Raw genomic sequence first — 22,377 nt, 5'->3', positions numbered from 1 at the left:
GCCATGACTTGAGCATGACTGTTCGAGACGCCGCCGTCGAGACGCCGCCGTCGAGACGCCAGCCAGGCCAGAGTTAACGTCCCCTCTCGTCTTGAAAGGCGCCATGATCGGCGCATGGGCAAGATCGGCTTCATCCTGCGCGCCTCCGACGCCCCTGCCACCGCGGGCGCTTATGTGCTGTGGCTGCGGCTCGACGCGGCGCGGGAAGTCCGCGCGGGAAAGAGCGCCACCCGGCTTGCGGCCGGCGATTACCTCTATTGCGGCTCCGCCAAGGGGCCCGGCGGGCTGCGCGCGCGGCTCGCCCGCCACATGCGACGGGAGAAGCGGGCCCATTGGCACGTCGATCAGCTCACCGAGGCCGGGCGCGTGCTCGGCGCCTTCATTCTCGAGGGGGGAAGCGAATGCGCCCTCAACGCCGCGCTTGAAGCGCTGCCTGCGCCGGCGCCCGGCTTCGGCAGTTCGGACTGTCCGCGCTGCGCCGCGCATCTGCGCGCTTTTCCAGTCTCTGCGGCGCTTCCTTCGGCATGGGAAAATGCTAGGAAGACGGCCGAATCCCGCCTCCTTCGCGCAGGAGGCGCAGCGGAATGAGTTCAATGTCCAAAGACGAAAAGAAATCCAAGGTTGAAGCGCGGGCGCCGCGCGGGCTCGCCGATCGCGAGGCGGCGGAACTCGCCGCCACCGGGCGCATGCTCGACGTCATCCGCTCGGTCTATGAGCTTTACGGCTTCGAAGCGCTGGAGACCCCTGCGATCGAATATACGGACGCGCTCGGTAAATTCTTGCCGGATCAGGACCGCCCGAACGAGGGCGTCTTTTCCTTCCAGGACGACGACGAGCAGTGGCTGTCGCTGCGCTACGACTTGACCGCGCCGCTCGCGCGTTTCGTCGCGCAGAATTACGACCGCCTGCCCAAGCCCTATCGCTCCTACCGCTGCGGCCATGTGTATCGCAACGAAAAGCCGGGGCCGGGACGCTTCCGCCAGTTCATGCAGTTCGACGCCGACACCGTCGGCTCCGCCTCGCCCGCCGCCGACGCCGAAATCTGCATGATGGCCGCCGACGCGCTGGAGCGGCTCGGGATCGCGCGGGGCGACTATGTGATTAAGATCAACAGCCGCAAGGTGCTCGACGGCGTGATGCAGGCCATCGGTCTCGCGGGCGACGAAAACGCGGGGCGCCGGCTCGTCGTGCTGCGCGCCATCGACAAGCTCGACCGCCTCGGCCCCGACGGCGTGCGCCAGCTTTTGGGCGAGGGCCGCAAGGACGAAAGCGGCGACTTCACCAAGGGCGCCGGCCTGTCGCTTCAGGCGATCGACACGATCATGTCCTTCAGCCTCGGCGGCCAGTATCGGGACGGCGCGCCGGCCTTCGACCTCTTCGGCCTGCTCGGCAAGAGCGAGATCGGCGCGCAGGGGGCGGAGGAGCTTCTGGAGATCGAGGATCTCGCGCGCGACGCCGGCTTCGGGCCGGACCGCATCCGCATCGACCCCTCCGTGGTGCGCGGCCTCGAATATTACACCGGCCCGGTCTTCGAGGCGGACCTGACCTTCGAAACCCGCGACGAGAAAGGCCATCCGGTGCGCTTCGGCTCCGTCGGCGGCGGCGGGCGCTACGACGGTCTCGTCGGGCGCTTCCGACCCGATAATACGCCGGCGACCGGCTTCTCGATCGGCGTCTCGCGCCTCTTCGCGGCGCTAAAGCTCGTCGGCAGCCCGATCGTGGCGGCGCGGCCGCATGTCGGGCCCGTCGTGGTGCTCGTGCTCGACCGCGACCGTCTCGCCGATTACCAGCGCATGGTCGCGCAATTGCGCGGCGCCAGCGTCGCCGCCGAGCTCTACCTCGGCGCGGCCGGCATGAAGGCCCAGATGAAATACGCCGACCGGCGCAATTCGCCGCTCGTGATCATCCAGGGTTCGGACGAGAAGGCGAAAGGCGAAGTGCAGATCAAGGATCTCGTCGCCGGCGCCAAGGCCGCCGCCGCCATCGCCACCAACGAGGAATGGAAGGCGGCGCGGCCGGCGCAGATTTCCGTCGCAGAGAGCGCGCTGGTCGAGGAGGTGGCCAAAGCGCTCGCCGCACAAGAAGAGCCGGCATAAAGGCGCCCGTCCGCGGGCGCTGCAAGCTAGGCGCGGTCCGCCTGGCGCGATAGGTTTAGGGAAACGCCTCGAAAAGGAAGCGCGACATGATCGGCGAGCCGCCCAAATCCATTGTCCACCCGACCGACCTCTCCTTTGCGAGCCAGGACGCCTTCGCCCACGCGCTGCGCATCGCCGTCGCGACGAAAGGGGTGCTGCATCTGCTGCATATCGCGGACGCCGAGGAGGACGATCCCGACAATTGGAACCGCTTCCCCCATGTGCGGGAAATGCTGGCGCGCTGGGGCATGATCGAGCCCGGCGCCTCGCGTCAGGAAGCGGCCGAAAAGCTCGGCGTCAACTTCGTGAAGGCGTCGATCGAATCGGAATCCCCTGTGCACGGCGTCGCAGCCTATGTCGAACGCCACCTGTGCGACCTCATGGTGCTGATGACGCATAACCGCACCGGGCTCGAACGCTGGCTCGAGGAGTCGATCGCCGAGGAGGCCGTGCGCGAGACGCGCATGCCGGCCCTGTTCCTGCGCGAGGACCATAAAGGGTTCGTCGATCGCGAGACGGGGGCGATCTCGCTCAATACGGTGCTGATGCCGGTCGAGGCGAGCGTGCCGCCGCTCGACGCCTTCCGCCATATCGCCGATTTCGCCCATGCGCTGAACCCGGCCGCCGACGTCATGCTGCTGCATGTGGGCGAGGACCTGCCGATCTTCGATGGCCTGCTGCCGCATATCGAGTTGCGGCAGGGCGGGGTGATCGACACGATCCTGTCTTACGCCGGAGAGATCGGCGCCGATCTCATCGCCATGCCGACGCAGGGGCGCCGCGGCCTGCTCGACGCGCTGCGCGGATCGACGACCGAGCGCGCGCTGCATGACGCGCCCTGCCCGGTTTATGCGGTCCCCGCGAAGTAAGGGTCGAACCTTCATCCGCCCGCTTTGCGCATCCCCCTTCTCCCCGTGAAGGGAGAAGGGGGGGCGCGCGCAAGGCGAAACGGAGGACCGGCGCTCTACAGCGAGCGCTGGAACTTCAGCACGCCGCCCTTGTAGCCCCTGAGAGTCAGGTCGTCGCCCTTGACGTCCCAATAGGGGCCGGAGAGCAGCACGCCCCAGAGGTCGCGCTCGATCCCGGCGAGGGCGCCGTCGCATTGGCGTTCGTTGACAGCCGGCATGGCCCTCGGGCCCAGGCGGTCGGGGCCGATCACGAAGACGCCCGACCAGTTCTTGCAGCCTGAGAAGCCGTTGGCCCGGCCCGTCGAGTCGATGTTGATCCAGATCTCGACCGGCGGCGCCTTGCCGTTGATTTCCTTCAGGACGAAGTTGCGGTTGTGCGGGAAAGGCACATAACGGGGAATGCCCCCCGTCTCCTTGTTGCCCTCGTCCTGCTGCTGCTGTTCCTGTCCCTGGCTTTCTTCCGCGGGCTGGGCTTTCTTCTTGGCGTGGGCCGGCGCGGCGACCATCGCGACGCCGAGGGCGAGAGCGAGGATCGAGAAAGGCTTGTTCATTTCTTGGGTCTCCCTCGCGCGCGGTCTTGCCGCGTGACGAAAGCGGCGGGCGCGCTGATTTTTGACTGATTTCTCCCGGGCTCCGGCGCGGGGGTCCGCGCGGGCGGTCGAGACGCTAAAGCCTTCCGCGCTTTATCACAACATGCTGGGTAGCACGCGATCGGGCGGACGATGCCCGTCCATGAAGGTCTTGATGTTGATGATGACCTTCTCGCCCATGTCGACGCGGCCTTCGATGGTCGCCGAGCCCATGTGCGGCAGCAGCGTGACCTTGCCCGCCTGGGCGAGCTTGAGGAGCTTGGGCGAGACGGCCGGCTCATGTTCGAAGACGTCGAGCCCCGCGCCGGCCATTTCATTGGCCTCGAGCATGCGCACCAGCGCGTTTTCGTCGACGATCTCGCCGCGCGCTGTGTTCACGAGAATCGCGTGCGGCCGCAGATGCTTCAGGCGACGCGCCGACAGCAGGTGATAGGTGGCGGGGGTGTGCGGGCAATGGATCGAAACGATGTCGACGCGCGCCAGCATCTGGTCGAGCGACTCCCAATAGGTCGCCTCGAGCTGCTCCTCGATCTCGGCTGCGGCGCGGCGGCGGTTGTGGTAGTGGATCGACAGGCCGAAAGCCTTGGCGCGGCGCGCCAGCGCCTGGCCGATCCGGCCCATGCCGACGATGCCCAGCCGCTTGCCCGTGATCCGATGGCCGAGCATCCAGGTCGGCGACCAGCCGGACCACGAGCCCTCCGGAATGGCGCGCGCGCCCTCGACCAGGCGACGGGCGACCGAGAGAATGAGCGCCATGGTCATGTCGGCCGTGTCCTCGGTCAGGACGCCCGGCGTATTGGTCACGGTGATGGAGCGGCCGAGAGCCGAAGCGACGTCGATATTGTCGACGCCATTGCCGAAATTGGCGATGAGCTTCATCTGCTCGCCGGCCTGGGCGATCAGGCTCGAATCGATCCGGTCGGTGATCGTCGGCACCAGCACTTCGGCGGTGCGCATCGCCTCGGCGAGTTCGTCATGGGTGAGGGGCTTGTCGCTCTCGTTGAGCCGCGTGTCGAACAGCTCGCACATGCGGGTCTCGATCACCTCGGGCAGTCGGCGCGTCACCACAACGAGCGGCTTTTTCTTAGGCATGTTGCGCTTCGTCCCTTCGGCTCGCACTTTCTTGGCGAAAATCCATAAACTTCGCTACAAGCTCTCATCGCCTGGGCCGGCGTTTGAGTCGGTTTACGTCTCAACCCGGTCTTAACGACGATGGGCGACAAAACCAATACGCCGCCCGACGCTGCGTTTTTCGTTTCCTAGCAGATGGCGGGCCAAAGACAAGACGAGCGGCACTTCCCCCATGCGGCATCTCGACAGCATAGCATTGACTGGCCCCTGCGCGGCGTTCGGGCTCATTTTGCTCATATTTACGGCGTCGGCGCGGGCGCAGGAGCCGCAAAAGGGGCCCGTGAGCAATCTGCCCATCCCGCGTTACGTCAGCCTCAAATCCGACCGCGTCAACGTGCGCGAGGGACCGAGCAAGGAACACCCCACGGTCTGGATCTATCAGCGCGCCGGCCTGCCCGTTGAGATCACCGCCGAATTCGAGACCTGGCGCAAGATTCGGGACTCGGAAGGCTCCGAGGGCTGGGTGCTGCACTCGCTGCTTTCGGGCCGGCGAACCGCTCTGGTCGCGCCCTGGAAGAAAGAGCCGCAGACGCTTTTCGCCACCAACCATACGACGCCGGTCGCCAAGCTCGCCCCCAACGTGATCGGCTCCTTGCGCGGCTGCGACGGCGCATGGTGCCGTCTGGCCGGCAAGGACTTCGACGGCTACATGCAGCAGGAAAATCTCTGGGGAGTGTATCCCGGCGAGAAGGTGGAGTAGGGCCTCATCCCGCCCCGCTTGGCGCAAGCGTCGCAGCGGCCCGTTTCGGCCGCTAGGGCGTTCAGTCGGCCATCGCGGTCTGATCGGAGGCGAGCCGCGCCTTCAAGAAGGCGATCGCCTTGTCGCGCGATTCTTTCCCCTCCGGGATGACGCCCATGAGCTGCCAGCCATGCGGCACGTCGGGCCACAGCTCGAGCGCCGCCTCGACCCCCGCGGCGCGGGCGCGGGCGACGAGCCGCGTGGAATCGTCGCGCAGCGCCTCGTCGGCCCCCGCATGGACGAGCAGGGGCGGCAGGCCAGAAAGATCGGCGTAGAGCGGAGAGGCCAGCGGATTTCTGGCGCTCGTGCGCCCCAGCGCCGCGCGCGCGCCGAGCTGGATCAGGCGCCGCGTGAAAAGGGCGTCCTTGTCCTCGTTCTCCCGGGTCGAGGCGCCGCTCGCGGCAAGGTCGGTCCAGGGCGAGAACAGCGCCGCGGCTTTTGGCAACGGCAATCCCGCGTCGCGCGCCTTCAGCATCAGCGAGAGCGCGAGGCCGCCGCCGGCTGAATCGCCGACCAGAACGAGCGGGCCCGGCCGTGCGGCGACAAGCGCCTGGTAGGCGCGGAAAACGTCGTCGAGCGCCGCCGGGAAGACATGGTCGGGGGCCAGCCGGTAGGCCGGCGCGAAAACGTCGAAGCCCGCCCGCGCGAAGCCCTTGGACACATAATGGAAGGCGCGCGGCGAGCCGAGGAGAAAGCCGCCGCCGTGAAGATAGACGAGCGTCGCGGCGGCGCTCCTGCCGGCTTCGATCCACTCGCCCGGAATTTCTGGAGCGAAGGGCGCCGATTGCTGCGCAAAAAACTGCGCGGCGAAGCGCTCCGCGACCTGAGCGCGGCGGATGAGAAGCTCCAGGCGCGGCTTGACGAAACGGCGCAGAAAGGCCGCCGCGCGCCGGGCCGCGCCGCTCCCTCGAGCCGCCGTCATTTCGTCGCGGCGGGCGCCGCGGGCGGAGCCTTGGGGGCCGCCGGCGTTTGGGGAGCGGAGGCGTTGGAGAGGAAATCGAGCGAGGGGTCGTTCAGGCCCGACGCTTTCGCCCGGTCGCGCCACTCCTTCGCCTGCGCGAGGTCGACGTCGACGCCGATTCCCTCGGCGTAAAGATGCGCCAGCCGGTTCTGCGCCACGGCGTTGCCCTTCAGCGCCGCCTTGCGCAACAGATCGACCGCGGCGACCTTATCCCGCGTCACGCCCGTCCCGTTGAACTGCAGGATGGCGTATTCGACCATCGCCGGGGAGAGGCCGACGTCGGCGGCGCGCTTGAACCAGGCCGCCGCCTCCTGGTCGTTCTTTTCGACGCCCTTGCCGGTCTTGTAGAGCACGCCCAGGGCATAATCGGCGTCGGCGCTGCCGGCGGCGGAGGCCCTCTTGAAGAAGTTCGTCGCCTGCGCGAAGTCGGGGTCCTTGCCGTCGTTTTCGAGCGCCATCTCGCCCAGGAGATGCAGCGCCGCCGCATGGTCGTGGACGCCGGCCTTTTCGAGATAGAGGCGGGCGCGGGCGCGGTCCTTTGGAACGTCGATGCCCTCGAGCGTGGCGACGCCATAGAGATAGGCGGCCTCGGCGTCGCCCGCGTCGGCGCCGCGCCGGAACCAGTCCATTGCCTGTTTCATGTCGCGCTTGACGCCCGAGCCCTCGAGATAGAGCCGGCCGATCAGGGTCAGCGCCGCGGCGTCCTTTGGATTGGCCTCGACGCGCTTCTTCGCCTCGGTCATCGCGGCCTTGTAGTCGCCGCGCTGATAGGCGCCGAAAGCGAGATCACGCGCCGGACTGGCTGGCGCGGGCGGCTGGGGTTCGCCTTCCTTCGCGGCCGCGGGGGTAAGGAGAAGGGCGGCGATCAGCGCCAGCGCCGCGCCGCTCGTCTTCACGCTCTCCGTCATCGCTTCGACTCCGCCTGTTGGATTGCGGCCAGCGCCTGCGCGACGGCGGCGGCCGGGCCGCGGCTGTCGGTCCAGACGGCGTCGTCCAGCAGCACGAAATCGGCGCCCGCCTCGACGAGCGGCGCGACCGCGTCGAGCGTGGCGGCGCGGGCGACGCAGGGCGTGTTGAAAAGCTCGGACCACCAGGCGACGCGCTCGATGAGCGCCGCGAGGTCGTCCTCCTCGAAAAGCACGTAATCGACGCCGAGTTCGCCGGCGCGCATCGCGTCGTCGCGCAGCGCCAGTTCGGCGGCGCCGACGATATATTTGGGCGAGAGCTTCTTGACCGCGTCCGCGAGCGCGTCGCCGCCGCCCGCAATCTGCGCGCCGTCCGCCTTGGCGCGCAGCGCCACGGTCGCCGATCCCTCGACCAGAACGGCGACGCCCTTTTCCTGCGCCGGCGGGGCAAGAGCGCGCGCGATCTCCTCATTGCGGCGCGGATCGTCGGCCGCGAAGCGGATGAGCAGAGAGGCGACGTCGCCGGCCGACAGCGCGCTGTCGAGCGCCGGCAGAAAGTCGCGCGCCTCGGCGAGCGGCGGGGTCGCCAGAGCGAGGCGCGGTCCGTCCTCGCTCATGCCGCGCCCTCGAGGCGGTCGAGCCAGCCCTGCGCGGCGCGGCGGACATTGTCCGGCGCCGTGCCCCCGTAGCTCACGCGGCTTGCAACCGATTTCTCGACGCCGAGCACGTCGAAGACCTCCTGAGTCATGCGCGGCTCGACGCTCTGCAGGTCGGCGAGCGTCAGCTCTTCGAGGCCGACGCCGCGTCCTTCGGCGAGCGCGACGACGCGGCCCGTCACATGATGCGCCTCGCGGAAGGGCAGGTTCAAGCGGCGCACGAGCCAGTCGGCGAGATCGGTCGCCGTGGCGAAGCCGGCGCCCGCCGCCGCCTTCATGCGGGCGCGGTCGACCTTCATGTCGCGCGCCATGCCGGCCATAGCGGCGATGCAGAGCGACAGAGAGTCGAGCGAATCGAAGGCGCCTTCCTTATCTTCCTGCATGTCTTTGGAATACGCGAGCGGCAGGCCTTTCATCACGATGAGCAGCGCCTGCAGCGCCCCGATGATGCGGCCCGACTTGCCGCGCACCAGCTCCGCTGCGTCCGGATTGCGCTTCTGCGGCATGATCGAGGAGCCGGTGGTGAATTTGTCGGAAAGCGAAATGAAAGCGAATTGCGGCGTTGTCCACAGCACGATCTCCTCGGCGAAACGCGACAGATGCGTCGCGCAAATCGCCGCCGCCGAGAGCGTCTCCAGCACGAAGTCGCGATCCGAGACGCTATCGAGCGAATTGGCCGTCGGGCGGTCGAATTCGAGCGCCTTCGCCGTCATGTGGCGGTCGATCGGAAAAGAGGTCCCGGCCAGCGCCGCGGCGCCGAGCGGGCATTCGTTCAATCGCGCGCGCGCGTCGCGGAAGCGCCCGCGATCGCGGCCGATCATCTCGACATAGGCCAGGAGATGGTGGCCAAAGGTGACCGGCTGCGCGCTTTGCAGATGGGTGAAGCCCGGCATGACGCTCGCCGCTTCGGTCAGCGCGCGTTCGGCGAGGGCGCGCTGCAGATCGGCGAGCTGGGCGTCGAGCGCGTCGATCTCGTCGCGGACGTAAAGCCTGAAGTCGGTCGCAACCTGATCGTTGCGCGAGCGCGCCGTGTGCAGGCGGCCCGCCGCCGGGCCGATGAGTTCGGCGAGGCGCGACTCGGCGTTCATGTGAATATCTTCGAGCGCGCGAGAGAAAGTAAATTCGCCGCGTTCGATTTCGCCCCCGATCTGGGTGAGGCCTTCGGCGATCTTCGCCGCGTCGTCCTTCGAGACGATCCCCTGCTCGGCGAGCATGGCGACATGGGCGAGCGAGCCCTTGACGTCCTGGGGGCCGAGACGCTTGTCAAAATCGATGGAGACGTTAATGGCCTCCAGAACCGCGTCGGTTGCGCTCTGGAAGCGCCCGCCCCATATCTTGCTCGTCATTTCCACCCCGGAGCCTGCGCCTGATGAAAAAGCCCGCCGCCTATCGCCTTGCGACTTTGTTGATTGCCGCGGCCGGCGCCGGGTTTCTATACGCGGGCGGGCCGAGCGGCAAGGAAGCGCGCGCGGCGGAGTGCGCCGGGGCGGCGAAGGTCGCCGAAGCGGTGAAGGACCTCGCCAAGGGCGAGGTCGCCGCCATGACCATCGCCAAGACGCCCGAGAGGCTTCCCGATTACGCCTTCACCGATCCCGACGGCAAGCCCGCGACGCTCGCCGCGTTCAGGGGCAAGACGATCCTTTTCAACGTCTGGGCGACGTGGTGCGTGCCCTGCCGCGCCGAAATGCCCGAGCTCGACAAGCTGCAGGCGGAGCAGGGGTCTGACAAGTTTCAGGTCGTGACGGTCAATATCGACACGTCGCGCCTCGACCGGCCGAAGAAGTTTTTCGAGGAGACCGGCGTAAAGTCGCTTTCGCTTTACGCCGACCCGAAGGCCAATATTTTCTTCGAGCTCAAGCAGTCCGGCAAAGCGCTCGGCCTGCCGGTCACCATGCTCGTCGACCCGGAAGGCTGCCAGATCGGGCTGATGAACGGCCCGGCCGCCTGGCATTCGGCGGACGCCAGGGCGCTGGTGACGAAAGCCGTCGATGCGGCCGGTCGGTAACTGCGCCGACGATCTCGCGCCTCTCTGACGACGCGCCGCTCCCTCTCGCCGAGAATGGGGGAAAGGGCGGCCCTGCCCGGCGGGACGGCGAACGCCCCTAGCCCTGGTGTTTTTTCTTCTTCTTCCCGTGGTCGCCGTCATGGCGCGGGGTCGCGGGCGGCGCCGCCTTTGGCGCCTCCGCCGCGGGCGCCGCGGGCGCGGGCGTTTCAGTAGCGGCGGGAGCCGGCGCAGCTGCGGGCGGCGGCGGCGCCGCCTCGCTCTTTTGCGGCGTCTCGCTTCCCGTCGCGGCCGGCGGCGTCGCTTCGGGGGCGGGGCCGTAGGCGGACCGCGTGGTGAAGAGCCAGGTCAGGCCGGCGATGACGATCACGGCCGCCGCGAGGCCCAATCCGATCAGGCCGTGTTTTTGACCGCCGCCGGCGGGGCTGGCCTCGTCCGGCGTGGGGACGGCCGAGTCCGCGGCCGGCGCCTCGGTCTCCGCCGGCAGAACGCCGCGATATTGACTCCAGACCCAGGCGGCGGGCGGCTGCCCTCCGTGTCCTTCCGTGTTGGCCATATCAGAACACTCCAAGCGCGCGGGCTCGTAATTCGAGCCGCCAGCGCCCATGTTGCATCGCATCGGGGCGCGTCACAAGCAGCATGAATCGCTGCGGTAAACGCCCTTCTGCGAAGTCCGAGTTGCGAGCCGGCGACTTTGCAGGAGGACAGCGGCTGGAAACGCGCTAAGTTAAGAAACGATTTTTTTTCGCCTCACCCAAAAAGCGAGAGTGGCATGACCATCCAATCCGGCGACAGAATTCCCGACGTCACGCTTACCGTCATGGGCAAGAACGGGCCCGAGCCCATCAAGACGGGCGACTATTTCAAGGGCCGCAAGATCGCGCTGTTCTCGGTGCCGGGCGCCTTCACCCCCACCTGCCACGCCAAGCACCTCCCGGGCTTCGTCCAACGATACGACGAGCTCAAAGCAAAAGGCGTCGACGCCGTGGCCGTGACTGCGGTCAACGACGTCTTCACCCTCGAGGCCTGGCTCAAGGATCGCGGGGCCGCCGGCAAGATCGACGGGCTCGCCGACGGCTCGGCCGTCTTCGCCCATGCGCTCGGCCTCGAACTGGACCTCAGGGAATTCGGCCTCGGCGTGCGCGGCAAGCGTTTTTCGGCCGTTGTGAACGACGGCGTGGTGCTGTGGATCAACGTCGAGGAAAATTCGAGCCTCGCCACCGTCTCGAGCGCCGAATCGACGCTGGAGAAGCTCTGACCCACTGCGCCGGAGCAGGGCGGGCCGCCTCATCGCGGGCAAAGCCGTGGGGGCGGCCTGGTCTATCAGACGAGGGCCGCCCGAGCGGCGCCGACTTGCTCCTTTTTGCGCGCATGCGCATATAGTGCCGAATGCCTCCCGCCCCGACGAACCGCCGCCCCGCCTCTCCCAAGGAAGCCCCGCAGGAGCCCTTCAAACGGGCCGTCGCCGGCGCCATGCGCGCCATGGCGAGAACGCCCAAGCTCGACGTGATTTATGCGCCCGAGCGCCCGTCGCTCATCGCCGGCGAGGAGGGCGCCAAGGCGCGGCTCACCGAGCCGCCGCGCAAGCTCACGGCCAAGGAGGCGGCGGTCGTTCGCGGCCAGGCCGACTCCCTCGCGCTGCGTCTGGCCTGCCACGACGACGCCCTTCACCGCCGTTTTGCGCCCGAAACGATGGAGGCGCGCGCCGCCTTCGACGCCCTGGAGCAGGCGCGCGTCGAATCGATCGGCGCGCGGCGCATGGCGGGCGTCGCCGCCAATATCGGCGCCATGCTCGAAGACCGCTATACGCGCAGCCATTCGGAAAAAATCGCGAGCCGCGCCGACGCGCCGCTCGAAGACGCGCTGGCGCTGATGGCGCGCGAGCGCCTGACCGGCCTCGAACCGCCGCCCCATGGCGCGAAGATCGTCGAGTTCTGGCGAGAGATGATCGAAGACCGCGCCGGCGCCGATCTCGACCGGCTCGCCGGCGCCGTCGAGAACCAGAAGCATTTCGCCCAGATCGTGCGCGAACTTCTGTCTCATCTCGACATGGCCGGGGCCGAGGCCCCAGAGGAGAGCGAGGCGGAGGACAACCCGCAAGAGGCGCCGCAAAACCCGGACGAGAGCGAAGAGCAGCAGCAGGAAGAGGACCAAGCGAAATCAAAGGCCGAGATGGAGACCTCGCTCGCCGCCGAGGATTCGGAGCAGGAAGGCGAAAGCGAATCGGCGGAAGCCCCTTATGGCGAAGCGGCGGATGAATCGGATTCGGGCGATCTCGAAGAGGCGGCGGACGCGCGCCGCCCATCGACGACCGCCGCCGACCGCTCGGGCGCCGACTATCACGCCTACACCACCCGCTTCGACGAGACCGTGCGCGCGGAAGAGCTGTGCGACGCCGAAGAGCTCGACCGGCTGCGCGCCTATCTCGACAAACAGCTCTTGCATCTGTCCTCTGTCGTCGGCCGTCTCGCCAACCGCCTGCAGCGCCGCCTGATGGCGCAGCAGAGCCGCTCCTGGGAGTTCGACCTCGAAGAAGGCATGCTCGACCCGGCGCGCCTGCCGCGCGTCATCATCGACCCGCAACAGCCGCTGTCCTTCAAGCGCGAGAAGGACATGGACTTCCGCGACACGGTGGTGACCCTGCTGCTCGACAATTCCGGCTCCATGCGCGGCCGGCCGATCACCGTCGCCGCGACCTGCGCCGACATTCTCGCCCGCACGCTGGAGCGCTGCGGCGTGAAGGTCGAGATCTTGGGCTTCACCACCCGCGCCTGGAAAGGCGGCCAATCGCGCGAGCTGTGGATCAACGAGGGCAAGAAACCCAATCCGGGCCGCCTCAACGACATTCGCCACATCATCTACAAGGCGGCCGACGCCCCCTGGCGGCGCGCCCGCCGCAATCTCGGGCTGATGATGCGCGAGGGGCTGCTGAAGGAAAACATCGACGGCGAGGCGCTCGACTGGGCGCATCGCCGCCTGCTCGCGCGCGGCGAACAGCGGCGGATCCTGATGATGATCTCAGACGGCGCGCCCGTCGACGATTCGACCCTCTCCGTCAATCCGGGCAATTACCTCGAGCGGCACCTGCGTCAGGTGATCCACGACATCGAGACCAAGTCGCCGGTCGAGCTCATCGCCATTGGCATCGGCCACGACGTGACGCGCTACTATCGCCGCGCGGTGACGATTGTCGACGCCGAGGAGCTTGGCGGCGCCATGACCGAGAAGCTCGCCGAACTCTTCAGCGAGACCAGCCGGCCGGCGCCGGTCTCCCCTTCCGTTGGCCGCCAACCGACGCGCATCCTGGCCCGCGCTTAGGCGTCGCTTAACGACAACGGCGAGCGGCAGGCCGCTTGCGCGCAATGCAACCAAATTCCATTCCGCGCGTTAACAGATGCGCGCCATCGTGAACGAGCGCGCCGGCCGGGAAGCGTTGCTTGGGAGTATGCGAGATGGCGTTGATCAGGAAATTGCGCGACGAGGCGCCTGCGTATGAAAGAGTCGCCTGCGTGACCGCGATCTGCGCATTGGCGGGTCTGCCGCTCGCCGTGTGCGCGGCCGTCACGATTTTGGGCTGAGAGAGGGGAGCTGCGGCTCCCTTTTTTATCGACTCACGTCCCCTCGGCGATCGGCCACTCGGCCTTGAACGCGCCGCCTTGGTTGTCGTGGGCGACGACGCGTAGCGTCTTCGCGCCATTGGGCGCGTAGGTGAAGCGGAAGTTCGGGTCCTCGGAGAGCGAGATTCCCCCCTCCATTTTGAAGATCAGTTCGTCCCCCTGCCAGACCTCGACCGCATCGACATAATGCGCCGGCGTGTAGGCGCGGGTGATCTGATCCATTTGAAGACCGGAATTATTGGGGTGGCGGATCATGATCTGCGCCTCGCGCTTGCCAGCGGCGGCGCTCGTGAATTCGCGATATTTCATCTTGCCCATATTGGCGCGCGCTTCGTCCGGATCCTTGCCGGCGGGGGCGGAGCAGCCGCCCGAGGCTTTTACGAATTTCATTTCGGAATGGAGCGCCCCGTCACGCGTCTCGGCGACGGCGTGGACATTGGTGTAGGAATTTACCCTTACCCGCGTCTCGATGAAGTCGACCGCCGCCTTGTCGCCGAGCGTGAAGGTCGCGGCCATGGGCATGGGGTTCTGGTCGATGACGAGCGTCGCGACCCTTACGTTCGCCGGGTCGGCGAAGCGCATGGTCATGGGCACGATCGCGGCGTCCTCGGCGCGCGTCGGCGCCTCGAGCGCGATGGTTCCGTCCGCTTTGCGGATGTCGCGGCCCTTGAAGAGGTCGGTCACCAGGCCCGGCCAGGGATCTGGGGCGTTTGTCTGCGCGCGCGCGCCGATGGCGAGCGAGGCGGCGAAGAAGGCGGCGGCGAGCGTCGCGCGGGCTGTTCGGGTCATGGTTCCTCCCGGCTTTTTGCCGATATTAGCCTAGCCTGCCGCCCGGCCCTGCGACAAAGTCACGGCTCCTCCCATTCGAGCTCGGCGAAGCCCGCGGTCGCATTGCGCGGGTTGTAGTCGTCGAAGAGCCGCCATTTTGCGCGCTCGCTGGCGGCGGCGTCGGCGGACGCGGCTGCGACGCCCTCGCCTTTCTTGATCGCGGCGCGCAGATCGGCGGTGAGGCGGGTCAGATAGGCCGTTTCATCCTCGAGCGCCTTGGGCCAGGGCGCGACCATCGGGCCGTGACCCGGCACGACGCGCTCGGCCTTCACGGCCGCGAGCCTGTCGGCGACTTCGAGAAAGCCGAGCAGGCTCCCATCGACGACCGGCACATGCTGGAGAAAGAGCAGGTCGCCGGAAAAGAGCGTGCCTGTGTTCCTGTCGAGGACCGTGAGATCGGCCTCGCTGTGCGAGGTCCGCCACGCCTGCAACTCGATCGGGCGATCGCCGAGATCGAGCGTCGCCGTCTCCGCCACGGTGAGCGACGGTCCGATGATGGACACGCCGTCGAGCGCGTCGCCCATGGTCTGGCGGAACGAGGAGAGGTAATGCGCGCCGCGCGCGGCGAGGGCGCGCGGCAGATTCTTGTGGCCGACGAAGGTCACGCCGGGGCCCGCAAAGGCGGCGTTGCCGAAGACGTGATCGGGGTGCGCGTGCGTATTGACGACGTAGCGGATGGGCTTTTGCGTCTTCTCGCGCAACGCTGCGAGGAACGCCTTCGCCTCGAGCAGGCTGCCGCCGGTGTCGATGACGGCGACGGCCTCGCCTCCCACGATGGCGCCGAGATTGGCGATGGCGCCGAGATTGGCGCGCGTCATGAGCGCCGTTTCCCCCTGATGCGCGTATACGCCGGGGGCGATCTCGACGAGTTGGAACGTCGTTGCGGGCGCCGCCGAAGACGCGGCCGAAAGGGCGCCCGCGACCACGGCGAACGTCGCTAAAAAAAGACGCAAGTTATTGTTCCACATGGCTGCTTCTGGTTCGGCCGGCTCTACGCCGACGCCTTCGTTTTTTGGATTGCGATTCCTCCGGTCAAGACATATTATCCCGCCGTTTCCGAGTTAAAGATGTCTTCCGGACGGGAACCGGGAGCGGCGCGCTGCGGGTGATATTGCACGAGCGGCGCGGGACAAGAACGGAAAACGCCTTCCCAATGTCGAGGCGCCCTTGAGAGGCGTGACGTCGGAGGCGGCGCAACAATAAGGCGCCCCGCGGCGTCATCAGGAGGAAATGCTCATGCATAAGCTGTTGTTGTCGACTTCTGTGGGTATTCTCGCGCTGTTCGCAGCCGGCGCCGCGAACGCCGACGACGAACTGCTCACCCTGCAGAAGGACCCCAAGCAGTGGGTGACGCCGACGGGCGATTACGCCAACGTCCGCCATTCGGGCCTGAAGCAGATCACGACGGAGAACGTCGGCAAGCTGGCTCCCGCCTGGCAGTTTTCGACGGGCGTTCTGCGCGGCCACGAGGGCGCGCCGCTGGTCGTGGGCGACGTGATGTATCTGCATACGCCGTTCCCCAACATCGTTTATGCGCTCGATTTGAAGGATCCCGACCACAAGATCCTCTGGAAATATGAGCCCAAGCAGGATCCGTCGGTCGTGCCGGTGATGTGCTGCGACACGGTCAACCGCGGCCTCGCCTATGGCGACGGCAAGATCTTCCTCGCCCAGGCCGACACGACGCTCGTCGCGCTCGACGCCAAGACCGGCAAGCTCGTCTGGTCGGTGAAGAACGGCGATCCGTCCAAGGGCCAGACCTCGACCGCCGCTCCGCATGTGTTCAAGGACAAGGTCTTCGTCGGCATCGCCGGCGGCGAGTTCGGCGTGCGCGGCCATATCACCGCCTATTCGGTGAAGGACGGCAAGCAGGCGTGGCGCGGCTACTCCATGGGCCCGGACGCCGACACGCTGATCGACCCCGACAAGACCACCCATCTCGGCAAGGTCGTGGGCAAGGATTCGGGCATCTCGACCTGGCAGGGCGACCAGTGGCAGACGGGCGGCGGCACCACCTGGGGCTGGTATTCCTACGATCCTGAGCTGAACCTCGTTTATTACGGCTCGGGCAACCCCTCGACGTGGAACCCGGTGCAGCGCCCGGGCGACAATCGCTGGTCGATGACGATCTGGGCGCGCGACCTCGACACCGGCAAGGTGAAGTGGCTCTACCAGATGACGCCCCACGACGAGTGGGACTATGACGGCATCAATGAGATGGTGCTGGCCGACCAGCCGATCGGCGGCAAGACGGTCAAGACGCTGGTTCACTTCGACCGCAACGGCTTCGGCTATACGCTCGACCGCACCAACGGCGATCTGCTGGTCGCGGAGAAATACGATCCGGCGGTGAACTGGGCGACGAAGGTCGACATGGACAAGGCGTCGCCGACCTATGGGCGTCCGCTGGTCGTCGACAAATATTCGACGCAGCACAATGGCGAGGACACCAACACGCAGAACGTCTGCCCGGCGGCGCTGGGGTCGAAGGACCAGCAGCCGGCGTCCTACGACGCGGCGACGGGTCTGTTCCTCGTGCCGACGAACCACGTCTGCATGGACTATGAGCCGTTCCGCGTGAGCTATACGGCGGGCCAGCCTTACGTCGGCGCGACGCTGGAGATGTTCCCGGCGGGGCGGGTTCTCGGCGACGGGACGAACCACACCGGCAATTTCATCGCCTGGGACGCGAAGGTCGGCAAGATCGTGTGGTCGAACAAGGAGCAGTTCTCGGTTTGGGGCGGGGCGACGTCGACGGACGGCGGCGTGACCTTCTACGGGACGCTCGAAGGCTATCTGAAGGCGGTCGACACCAAGACCGGCAAGGAGCTCTACAAGTATAAGACGCCGTCGGGCATCATCGGCAACGTCATCACCTATGAGGCGGGCGGCAAGCAGTATGTGGCGGTGCTGTCGGGCGTCGGCGGCTGGGCGGGCATCGGCCTGGCGGCCGGTCTCTCCAAGTCCAACGAGGGCCTCGGCGCGGTCGGCAATTACGCCTCGCTCGCCAATTACACCGCGCTCGGCGGCGTGCTCAGCGTGTTTGCGCTGCCGAACTAAACGGCAAAGCAGGCCCGTAAACTAACAACCGGCGCTCGGCGAATTCATTCCGCCGAGCGCCGTCTTTGTAACGAGGAGAGAAAGTATGAGATCGTCGCTTTTCGGGGCGCTGGCCCTGGGCGTCATGATGAGTGTGGGGACCTCCGCCATGGCCGAGGCGCCCGGAGACCCCAAGGCCGTCAAATCGACCGACGGCAAATATTTCGACGCGAAGGGCGATCCCACCTATAATGTCGCGGCCGACGGCACGGTGGACTGGTACACCTTCTCCGGCTATCGCCGTTATCACGCCGAATGCCACGTCTGCCACGGCCCGAACGGCGGCGGCTCGACCTACGCCCCCGCGCTGAAAGATTCGGTGAAGCGCTTCAATTATGCGGAATTCGCCGGCATCGTGATCGGCGGCCGTCAGAACGGCAACAGCGTCATGCCGGCCTTCGCCGACAACAAGAACGCGGTCTGCTACATCGACGACCTCTATGTCTATCTCCGCGCGCTCTCGACCGGCGCCATCCAGGCCGGCCGCCCGGAGAAGAAGGAAGCCCGTCCCGAGGCCTTCGCCAAGGCCGAAGCCGAGTGCATGAGCGCCAAGTAAGCGCGCGTCAAAAGAGGCCGATCGCATGATCGTCTCCCCGAAACAGAGGCGCGGCGCCGCCGCGCTCTTGTCTTCAGCCGGCGCCGCCGCCCTTCTCTTCGCGGCGGCGTCCGGCTTCGCGCAGCATATGGGTCCGGATTTCGGCGCCAAGGGCGCGGACAGCGCCGGCGGAATCGAACTGATCGATCCCAAAGTCCTGCGCGTCTGCGCCGACCCCAATAATCTGCCCTTTTCCAACGAAAAGGGCGAAGGGTTCGAAAACAAGCTCGCCGAACTGCTGGCGCAAAAGCTTCACAAAGAGCTCGCTTACACCTTCTATCCGGGCGCGACGGGCTTCGTGCGCAATACGCTCAACGCGCATCTTTGCGACGTGATCCTCGGCATGCCGCAGGGCAATGACCTTGTGCAGCCGACCAACCCCTATTACCGCACCACTTACGCGATGGTGACGCGCGCGGGCGCCGATCTCGACGGCGTCGAGAACCTCGACGATCCGCGCCTCAAGGACAAGAAGGGGCGCATCGGCCTCATCGCCAATACGCCGCCTGGAAATATTCTCGCCAAGAATGGGATGATCGGGCTCGTCAAGCCCTATGCGCTGATGGTCGACACCCGCGTCGAGTCCTCGACCGCGCAAATGATCCACGACCTCGAAAAAGGCGACATCGACGTCGCGCTGCTGTGGGGGCCGATCGCCGGCTATTACGCCAAGAAATCCGGCGCCAAGCTCACTGTAACGCCGCTCGCCGAGACTCCGGGGACGCGCATGGCTTTCCGCATCGCCTTTGGCGTGCGCCATTCCGACCAGAACTGGAAGCGCGAACTCAATACGTTGCTCGCGCAGAACAAGGCGGATATCGACAAAATCCTTGCCGACTACGGCGTCCCCACGATCGATGAAGCGGGCCAGCCGATCCGGACGACGCCGTGATCCACGCGCTCGTCGCCGTTGCGACGATCGCCTTCGCCGCGTCGGCGCGCGCCGAGAGCGCATCGCCTCCGAGCGAGCCGGAAGGCTACCGGATGGAGAATTATCGCGCGCCCGCGCCCGCGACGCTCAAGGGCGCCGCCGTTATCGATACGGCGACAGCCTTCGACCTGTGGCGCGCCAAGACCGCGGCTTTCATCGACGCCCTGCCGCATGCGCCGAAACCAGAGGGACTTCCGAAAAACGTCGTCTGGCGCGGGCAGCCGCGCTTCGATGTCCCCGGCAGCGTCTGGCTCCCCGACACCGGCTATGGCGCGCTCTCCGAGACCACCGAGCGCTATTTGATAAAGGGGCTCGCCAAGGCGTCCGGCGGCGACACATCCCGGCCGCTCGTGTTCTATTGCCTCGCGGATTGCTGGATGTCCTGGAACGCCGCCAAGCGCGCGTTAAAGCTCGGCTATACGCATGTCCTTTGGTATCCGGAGGGAACCGATGGCTGGGCGGCGGCGAAACATCCGCTGGAAGAGGCGAAGCCCGAACCCCGCGAGTAGCCGCTACTCCATCGCCGCCATAATGGCCCGCGCCAGCGCGCCGAACCGCTGCTCGATCAACGCCGGACTTTCGCAGACATACGCTCCCATTTTGCGCTGCTCCTCGAAGAGGCGCACCCGCCATTGCAGCGCCTCGGCGGCCTTCTTGACGGCTTCGGGGTCCGGCGGCTTCTTGTTCTGCAAATCGTAGAAGGCCTGCGTCTCTTCACGCGTCTTTTCGGCCATGTCCTTCAGACGGCGGCCGAAGCGGTCGAGGCCGGTCACGACGTCCCGCCGTTCGTCGTTCATCCGATCATAAAGCCCGGCGAAGAGAAGCGTCAGGCGCGCCTTGCGATCGCCGCCGGCGTTCTTCGCGAAATCCGCGATGGCTTTCTCGGCCTCTTCGAGCGGCGTACGGCGCGGCGCGATGCGCCCGACGAGGTCGGCGACAGTCGGATCGTTGCGCCATTCCCGCCGCTCCGTGTCGAGCGACGGGCCAGTCCAGACGCCGCCGAGCGCAATCTCCGGCACGCGCACCTGTTTGCAGGGCCAGTCGCCCTGCGAGGTCTGGGCGCCGGCCGACGCGGCGCAGAGCGCGGCGGCGAGGACCAACGCAGGCGCCAAAGGCGCGACGAATTTTCTTGGCGTGACCATGCCTCTATAATGCCCCATGGAGATCATTCCCGTCATCGATATTCGCAACGGCGTCGCCGTACGCGCGGTCGCCGGCCGTCGCGCCGATTACCAGGCCATTGAAACGCCGCTTGCGAAAACCAGCGACGCGCGAGACGTCGCGCGCGGACTGATGTCGCTTTATCCTTTTGAGGCGCTCTATATCGCCGACCTCGATGCGATCGAACGACGCGGCGAAAACTTTCCGACCGTTTCGGCCGTCGCCCGGTCGATCGCGCCGGCGCGCATATGGCTCGATGTCGGCGTTGCGCGCGGGGCGCAGGCGCATCGGCGCGCGGCGGCCGACACTGTCGATGTCGTGCTCGGCAGCGAAACTCTCGAGAACGCCGCCGAGGCCGCGCAGGCGGGAGGGCCGTCGCGCGTCATTCTGTCGCTCGATTTCTCGGACAGAGGATTTCTCGGCGATCCCCGCCTTCTCGCCGACAGCGCGCTCTGGCCGGATCGCGTCATCGTCATGACCTTGGCGCGCGTCGGCGCCGGCGAGGGGCCCGACCTCCATCGCGTGCGCGAGATTGCGCGGCGCGCGCCAGGGCGACGGATCTACGCCGCCGGCGGCGTCCGCGGCCTCGACGATCTCATGGCCCTGCGGGACGCCGGCGCGGCGGGCGCGCTCATCGCCACAGCGCTGCACGAGCGGCGGCTGACGCCTGACGATCTCGCGACGCTCGGCGCAAAATAAAAGGGGAGCCGCACGGGCTCCCCTATTGTCGCTGCGCGTTCTCCGCCGATCAGTTGGCGGCGAAAGGATGCTTTGCGGTGACGCGCTCCTGGACGACGCGCTGGGCCTTGGGGTCGCCCTTCATCGCGCGGGCGATGGCTTCCTTCGTGGCCTGATAGTTGAAGTCCTGGATCTTCTGGTCGTCGTTCGCGTCCCAGTGGATGAAGACGCCGACGCAGATGAAGAGGTCTTCGGCCTTTTCGAGCGGGATCACGCCCTCGGCGACCGAATCGGCGACGGCCTTGGCGACGCCGTGCTGCGCAGGGCCGAACATCTGGACAGCCTGCTTGGCGTTCTTGATGGTCACCTTGTTGAACATCATGGTGTACGGCTTGACGAGCAGATTGGGCGCGATGACCGCGAGGAGCGTCGTGAAGCCGTCCTTGTTGTTGACGAGGCCGTTGGCGAAGGCCTTCTCGGCGGCGGAGCCGCGCGGACCCATGATCAGGTCGATGTGAGCGACTTCGTTGCCGTCGCCGACGAGCGACTCGCCCACTCCCGTCTTGGCGCTCGAGGAGCCGCCGAAACCGCTCGACGGCTTAGGAAACAGCGCGCCAAGAATCTTCTCGAAGAAAGAAGCCATTTTTTCCATCCCTCCCGGTGCTGTTCGCGTCCAGCGGCGTTTTTTGTTAGCGCACGCGCGGAGCCCACCTGTTTATGCGGACGCCCGAGTTCTGGCGATGCGTCCCGTACGGCTGAACGGGGAGCCGCAACGGCTCCCCGATTTTGCAAACGAGGCGATAACGCCCGAAATCAATTCGGGGCGAAGGGGTGCTTGGCTTCGTTGCGCTTGGCGACGACTTCCGAGGCCTTCGGCTCGCCGCGGACGGCGCGGGCGATGGCTTCCTTCGTGGCCTGATAGTTGTAGTCCTGAATCTTCTTGTCGTCGTTGGCGTCCCAATGGATGAACACGCCGACCGAGATGAACAGGTCGTCGGCTTCCGAAACCGGGATCACGCCCTCCGCGACCGAGTCGGCGACCGCCTTGGCGACGCCGTGCTGCGCCGGGCCGAACATCTGGACGGCCTGCTTGGCGCCCTTGATGGTGACCTTGTTGAAGAGAATCGTATTCGGCTTGCAGAGCAGGTTCGGCGCGACGACCGCGAGAAGCGTCGTGAAGCCGTCCTTGTTGTTGACGAGCGCGTTCGCGAAGGCGAGCTCAGCGGCCGAACCGCGCGGACCCATGATGAGGTCGATGTGAGCGACTTCGTTGCCCTCGCCGACGAGCGACTCGCCGACCAGCATCTTGTTGATCAAAGCCATGTGCGTTTCCTTTCCAGGTTCCCCCAAGCGCCGCGCGTCATGCGCCGCAGCGCTCCTATCCTTCGTTTTCGGCGTCGGGCTCTTTAGGATTTTGCCCGACCGGTTGGCCAGATAGCCG

Annotated in this window: 25 protein-coding genes; 13 read left to right on the top strand and 12 right to left on the bottom strand. The window is 66.7% G+C overall.

Annotated elements, in window-relative coordinates:
- Positions 1-114: 114 nt before the first annotated feature.
- The 3 genes from ACETII_RS07535 (at position 115) to ACETII_RS07525 (ending at position 3,004) form a co-directional block, all read left to right on the top strand.
- Complete coding sequence (locus tag ACETII_RS07535) at positions 115-588, top strand: GIY-YIG nuclease family protein (RefSeq protein WP_472787643.1); 474 nt, start codon at positions 115-117, stop codon at positions 586-588.
- A 5-nt stretch (positions 589-593) separates the two neighbouring features.
- Positions 594-2,096 (top strand): histidine--tRNA ligase, encoded by a 1,503-nt coding sequence (gene hisS, locus ACETII_RS07530; protein ID WP_472787642.1) that lies wholly within the window; start codon positions 594-596, stop codon positions 2,094-2,096.
- Positions 2,097-2,182: 86 nt separating this feature from the next.
- Complete coding sequence (locus tag ACETII_RS07525) at positions 2,183-3,004, top strand: universal stress protein (RefSeq protein ID WP_363350292.1); 822 nt, start codon at positions 2,183-2,185, stop codon at positions 3,002-3,004.
- Between the two features lie 95 nt (positions 3,005-3,099).
- Here ACETII_RS07525 and ACETII_RS07520 read toward each other — a convergent pair whose 3' ends face one another.
- Together ACETII_RS07520 and ACETII_RS07515 are read right to left on the bottom strand one after the other, a co-directional pair.
- Entirely contained in the window at positions 3,100-3,594 is a 495-nt protein-coding gene (locus tag ACETII_RS07520; protein WP_363350291.1) for an META domain-containing protein, read from the bottom strand.
- Between the two features lie 135 nt (positions 3,595-3,729).
- Positions 3,730-4,725, bottom strand: coding sequence for a 2-hydroxyacid dehydrogenase (locus ACETII_RS07515; RefSeq protein ID WP_363350290.1), 996 nt, complete (start codon positions 4,723-4,725; stop codon positions 3,730-3,732).
- A 211-nt stretch (positions 4,726-4,936) separates the two neighbouring features.
- Here ACETII_RS07515 and ACETII_RS07510 point away from each other — a divergent pair, with 211 nt between their 5' ends.
- On the top strand, positions 4,937-5,464 hold the full coding sequence (locus ACETII_RS07510; protein ID WP_472787641.1) for an SH3 domain-containing protein: 528 nt from the start codon (positions 4,937-4,939) through the stop codon (positions 5,462-5,464).
- Between the two features lie 61 nt (positions 5,465-5,525).
- Here the strand turns inward: ACETII_RS07510 and ACETII_RS07505 are convergent, their stop codons facing one another.
- From ACETII_RS07505 to argH, 4 genes are read right to left on the bottom strand one after another with little or no spacing between them, the layout of a single operon-like run.
- Entirely contained in the window at positions 5,526-6,425 is a 900-nt protein-coding gene (locus ACETII_RS07505) for an alpha/beta hydrolase (RefSeq protein ID WP_472787640.1), read from the bottom strand.
- Positions 6,422-7,372, bottom strand: a complete 951-nt coding sequence (locus ACETII_RS07500) for a tetratricopeptide repeat protein (RefSeq protein WP_472787639.1) — start codon at positions 7,370-7,372, stop codon at positions 6,422-6,424. Before ACETII_RS07500 ends, ACETII_RS07505 begins: the two co-directional genes overlap by 4 nt.
- Positions 7,369-7,986: a thiamine phosphate synthase gene (locus ACETII_RS07495; RefSeq protein ID WP_472787638.1), complete on the bottom strand. Its 618-nt coding sequence runs from the start codon at positions 7,984-7,986 to the stop codon at positions 7,369-7,371. Before ACETII_RS07495 ends, ACETII_RS07500 begins: the two co-directional genes overlap by 4 nt.
- Complete coding sequence (argH, locus tag ACETII_RS07490) at positions 7,983-9,371, bottom strand: argininosuccinate lyase (protein ID WP_472787637.1); 1,389 nt, start codon at positions 9,369-9,371, stop codon at positions 7,983-7,985. The genes ACETII_RS07495 and argH overlap by 4 nt, the downstream gene beginning before the upstream one ends.
- Before the next feature lie 23 nt (positions 9,372-9,394).
- On the opposite strand from argH, the gene tlpA reads away from it, so the two are divergent.
- On the top strand, positions 9,395-10,030 hold the full coding sequence (gene tlpA, locus ACETII_RS07485) for a thiol:disulfide interchange protein TlpA (protein ID WP_472787636.1): 636 nt from the start codon (positions 9,395-9,397) through the stop codon (positions 10,028-10,030).
- A 97-nt stretch (positions 10,031-10,127) separates the two neighbouring features.
- Here tlpA and ACETII_RS07480 read toward each other — a convergent pair whose 3' ends face one another.
- Positions 10,128-10,583 carry a hypothetical protein gene (locus tag ACETII_RS07480; protein ID WP_472787635.1) on the bottom strand — a complete coding sequence of 152 codons (456 nt, stop codon included), beginning with the start codon at positions 10,581-10,583 and terminating at the stop codon, positions 10,128-10,130.
- 216 nt (positions 10,584-10,799) lie between these two features.
- Here ACETII_RS07480 and ACETII_RS07475 point away from each other — a divergent pair, with 216 nt between their 5' ends.
- The 3 genes from ACETII_RS07475 (at position 10,800) to ACETII_RS07465 (ending at position 13,605) form a co-directional block, all read left to right on the top strand.
- Positions 10,800-11,285, top strand: coding sequence for a redoxin family protein (locus tag ACETII_RS07475; protein WP_472787634.1), 486 nt, complete (start codon positions 10,800-10,802; stop codon positions 11,283-11,285).
- Positions 11,286-11,416: 131 nt separating this feature from the next.
- Positions 11,417-13,345, top strand: a complete 1,929-nt coding sequence (gene cobT, locus ACETII_RS07470) for a cobaltochelatase subunit CobT (RefSeq protein ID WP_472787633.1) — start codon at positions 11,417-11,419, stop codon at positions 13,343-13,345.
- A 134-nt stretch (positions 13,346-13,479) separates the two neighbouring features.
- Positions 13,480-13,605: a hypothetical protein gene (locus ACETII_RS07465; protein ID WP_363350280.1), complete on the top strand. Its 126-nt coding sequence runs from the start codon at positions 13,480-13,482 to the stop codon at positions 13,603-13,605.
- Positions 13,606-13,638: 33 nt separating this feature from the next.
- Here the strand turns inward: ACETII_RS07465 and ACETII_RS07460 are convergent, their stop codons facing one another.
- Together ACETII_RS07460 and ACETII_RS07455 are read right to left on the bottom strand one after the other, a co-directional pair.
- Complete coding sequence (locus tag ACETII_RS07460; RefSeq protein ID WP_472787632.1) at positions 13,639-14,433, bottom strand: quinoprotein dehydrogenase-associated SoxYZ-like carrier; 795 nt, start codon at positions 14,431-14,433, stop codon at positions 13,639-13,641.
- Positions 14,434-14,492: 59 nt separating this feature from the next.
- A complete protein-coding gene (locus ACETII_RS07455) occupies positions 14,493-15,440 on the bottom strand; it encodes a quinoprotein relay system zinc metallohydrolase 2 (protein ID WP_472787631.1) in 948 nt (315 codons plus the stop codon).
- Between the two features lie 268 nt (positions 15,441-15,708).
- On the opposite strand from ACETII_RS07455, the gene xoxF5 reads away from it, so the two are divergent.
- From xoxF5 to ACETII_RS07435, 4 genes are all read left to right on the top strand, one after another.
- Positions 15,709-17,532, top strand: a complete 1,824-nt coding sequence (gene xoxF5, locus ACETII_RS07450; RefSeq protein ID WP_472787630.1) for a lanthanide-dependent methanol dehydrogenase XoxF5 — start codon at positions 15,709-15,711, stop codon at positions 17,530-17,532.
- A 127-nt stretch (positions 17,533-17,659) separates the two neighbouring features.
- A complete protein-coding gene (locus ACETII_RS07445) occupies positions 17,660-18,127 on the top strand; it encodes a c-type cytochrome, methanol metabolism-related (RefSeq protein ID WP_363351253.1) in 468 nt (155 codons plus the stop codon).
- Positions 18,128-18,152: 25 nt separating this feature from the next.
- A complete protein-coding gene (locus ACETII_RS07440) occupies positions 18,153-19,058 on the top strand; it encodes a substrate-binding domain-containing protein (protein WP_472787629.1) in 906 nt (301 codons plus the stop codon).
- The gene (locus tag ACETII_RS07435) at positions 19,058-19,606 is read left to right on the top strand and encodes a PQQ-dependent catabolism-associated CXXCW motif protein (RefSeq protein ID WP_472788133.1); all 549 of its coding nucleotides are present in this window, start codon (positions 19,058-19,060) and stop codon (positions 19,604-19,606) included. The genes ACETII_RS07440 and ACETII_RS07435 overlap by 1 nt, the downstream gene beginning before the upstream one ends.
- A gap of 3 nt (positions 19,607-19,609) precedes the next feature.
- Here ACETII_RS07435 and ACETII_RS07430 read toward each other — a convergent pair whose 3' ends face one another.
- On the bottom strand, positions 19,610-20,257 hold the full coding sequence (locus ACETII_RS07430; RefSeq protein WP_472787628.1) for a hypothetical protein: 648 nt from the start codon (positions 20,255-20,257) through the stop codon (positions 19,610-19,612).
- Between ACETII_RS07430 and ACETII_RS07425 the strand changes: the two genes are divergently transcribed.
- Positions 20,256-20,957 (top strand): HisA/HisF-related TIM barrel protein, encoded by a 702-nt coding sequence (locus tag ACETII_RS07425; RefSeq protein WP_472787627.1) that lies wholly within the window; start codon positions 20,256-20,258, stop codon positions 20,955-20,957. The two genes, ACETII_RS07430 and ACETII_RS07425, sit on opposite strands and share 2 nt — an antisense overlap.
- Before the next feature lie 49 nt (positions 20,958-21,006).
- On the opposite strand, the gene fae (ACETII_RS07420) is transcribed toward ACETII_RS07425, so the two are convergent.
- Together fae (ACETII_RS07420) and fae (ACETII_RS07415) are read right to left on the bottom strand one after the other, a co-directional pair.
- Positions 21,007-21,579, bottom strand: coding sequence for a formaldehyde-activating enzyme (gene fae, locus ACETII_RS07420; RefSeq protein ID WP_341104055.1), 573 nt, complete (start codon positions 21,577-21,579; stop codon positions 21,007-21,009).
- A gap of 170 nt (positions 21,580-21,749) precedes the next feature.
- The gene (gene fae, locus ACETII_RS07415) at positions 21,750-22,259 is read right to left on the bottom strand and encodes a formaldehyde-activating enzyme (protein WP_341104053.1); all 510 of its coding nucleotides are present in this window, start codon (positions 22,257-22,259) and stop codon (positions 21,750-21,752) included.
- Positions 22,260-22,377: the final 118 nt, after the last annotated feature.

It is taken from the genome of Methylocystis sp. NC52PC, from assembly GCF_055698645.1.
The sequence above is the reverse complement of the archived record's forward strand: the minus strand, read 5'-3'. Positions and strand labels throughout refer to the sequence as shown.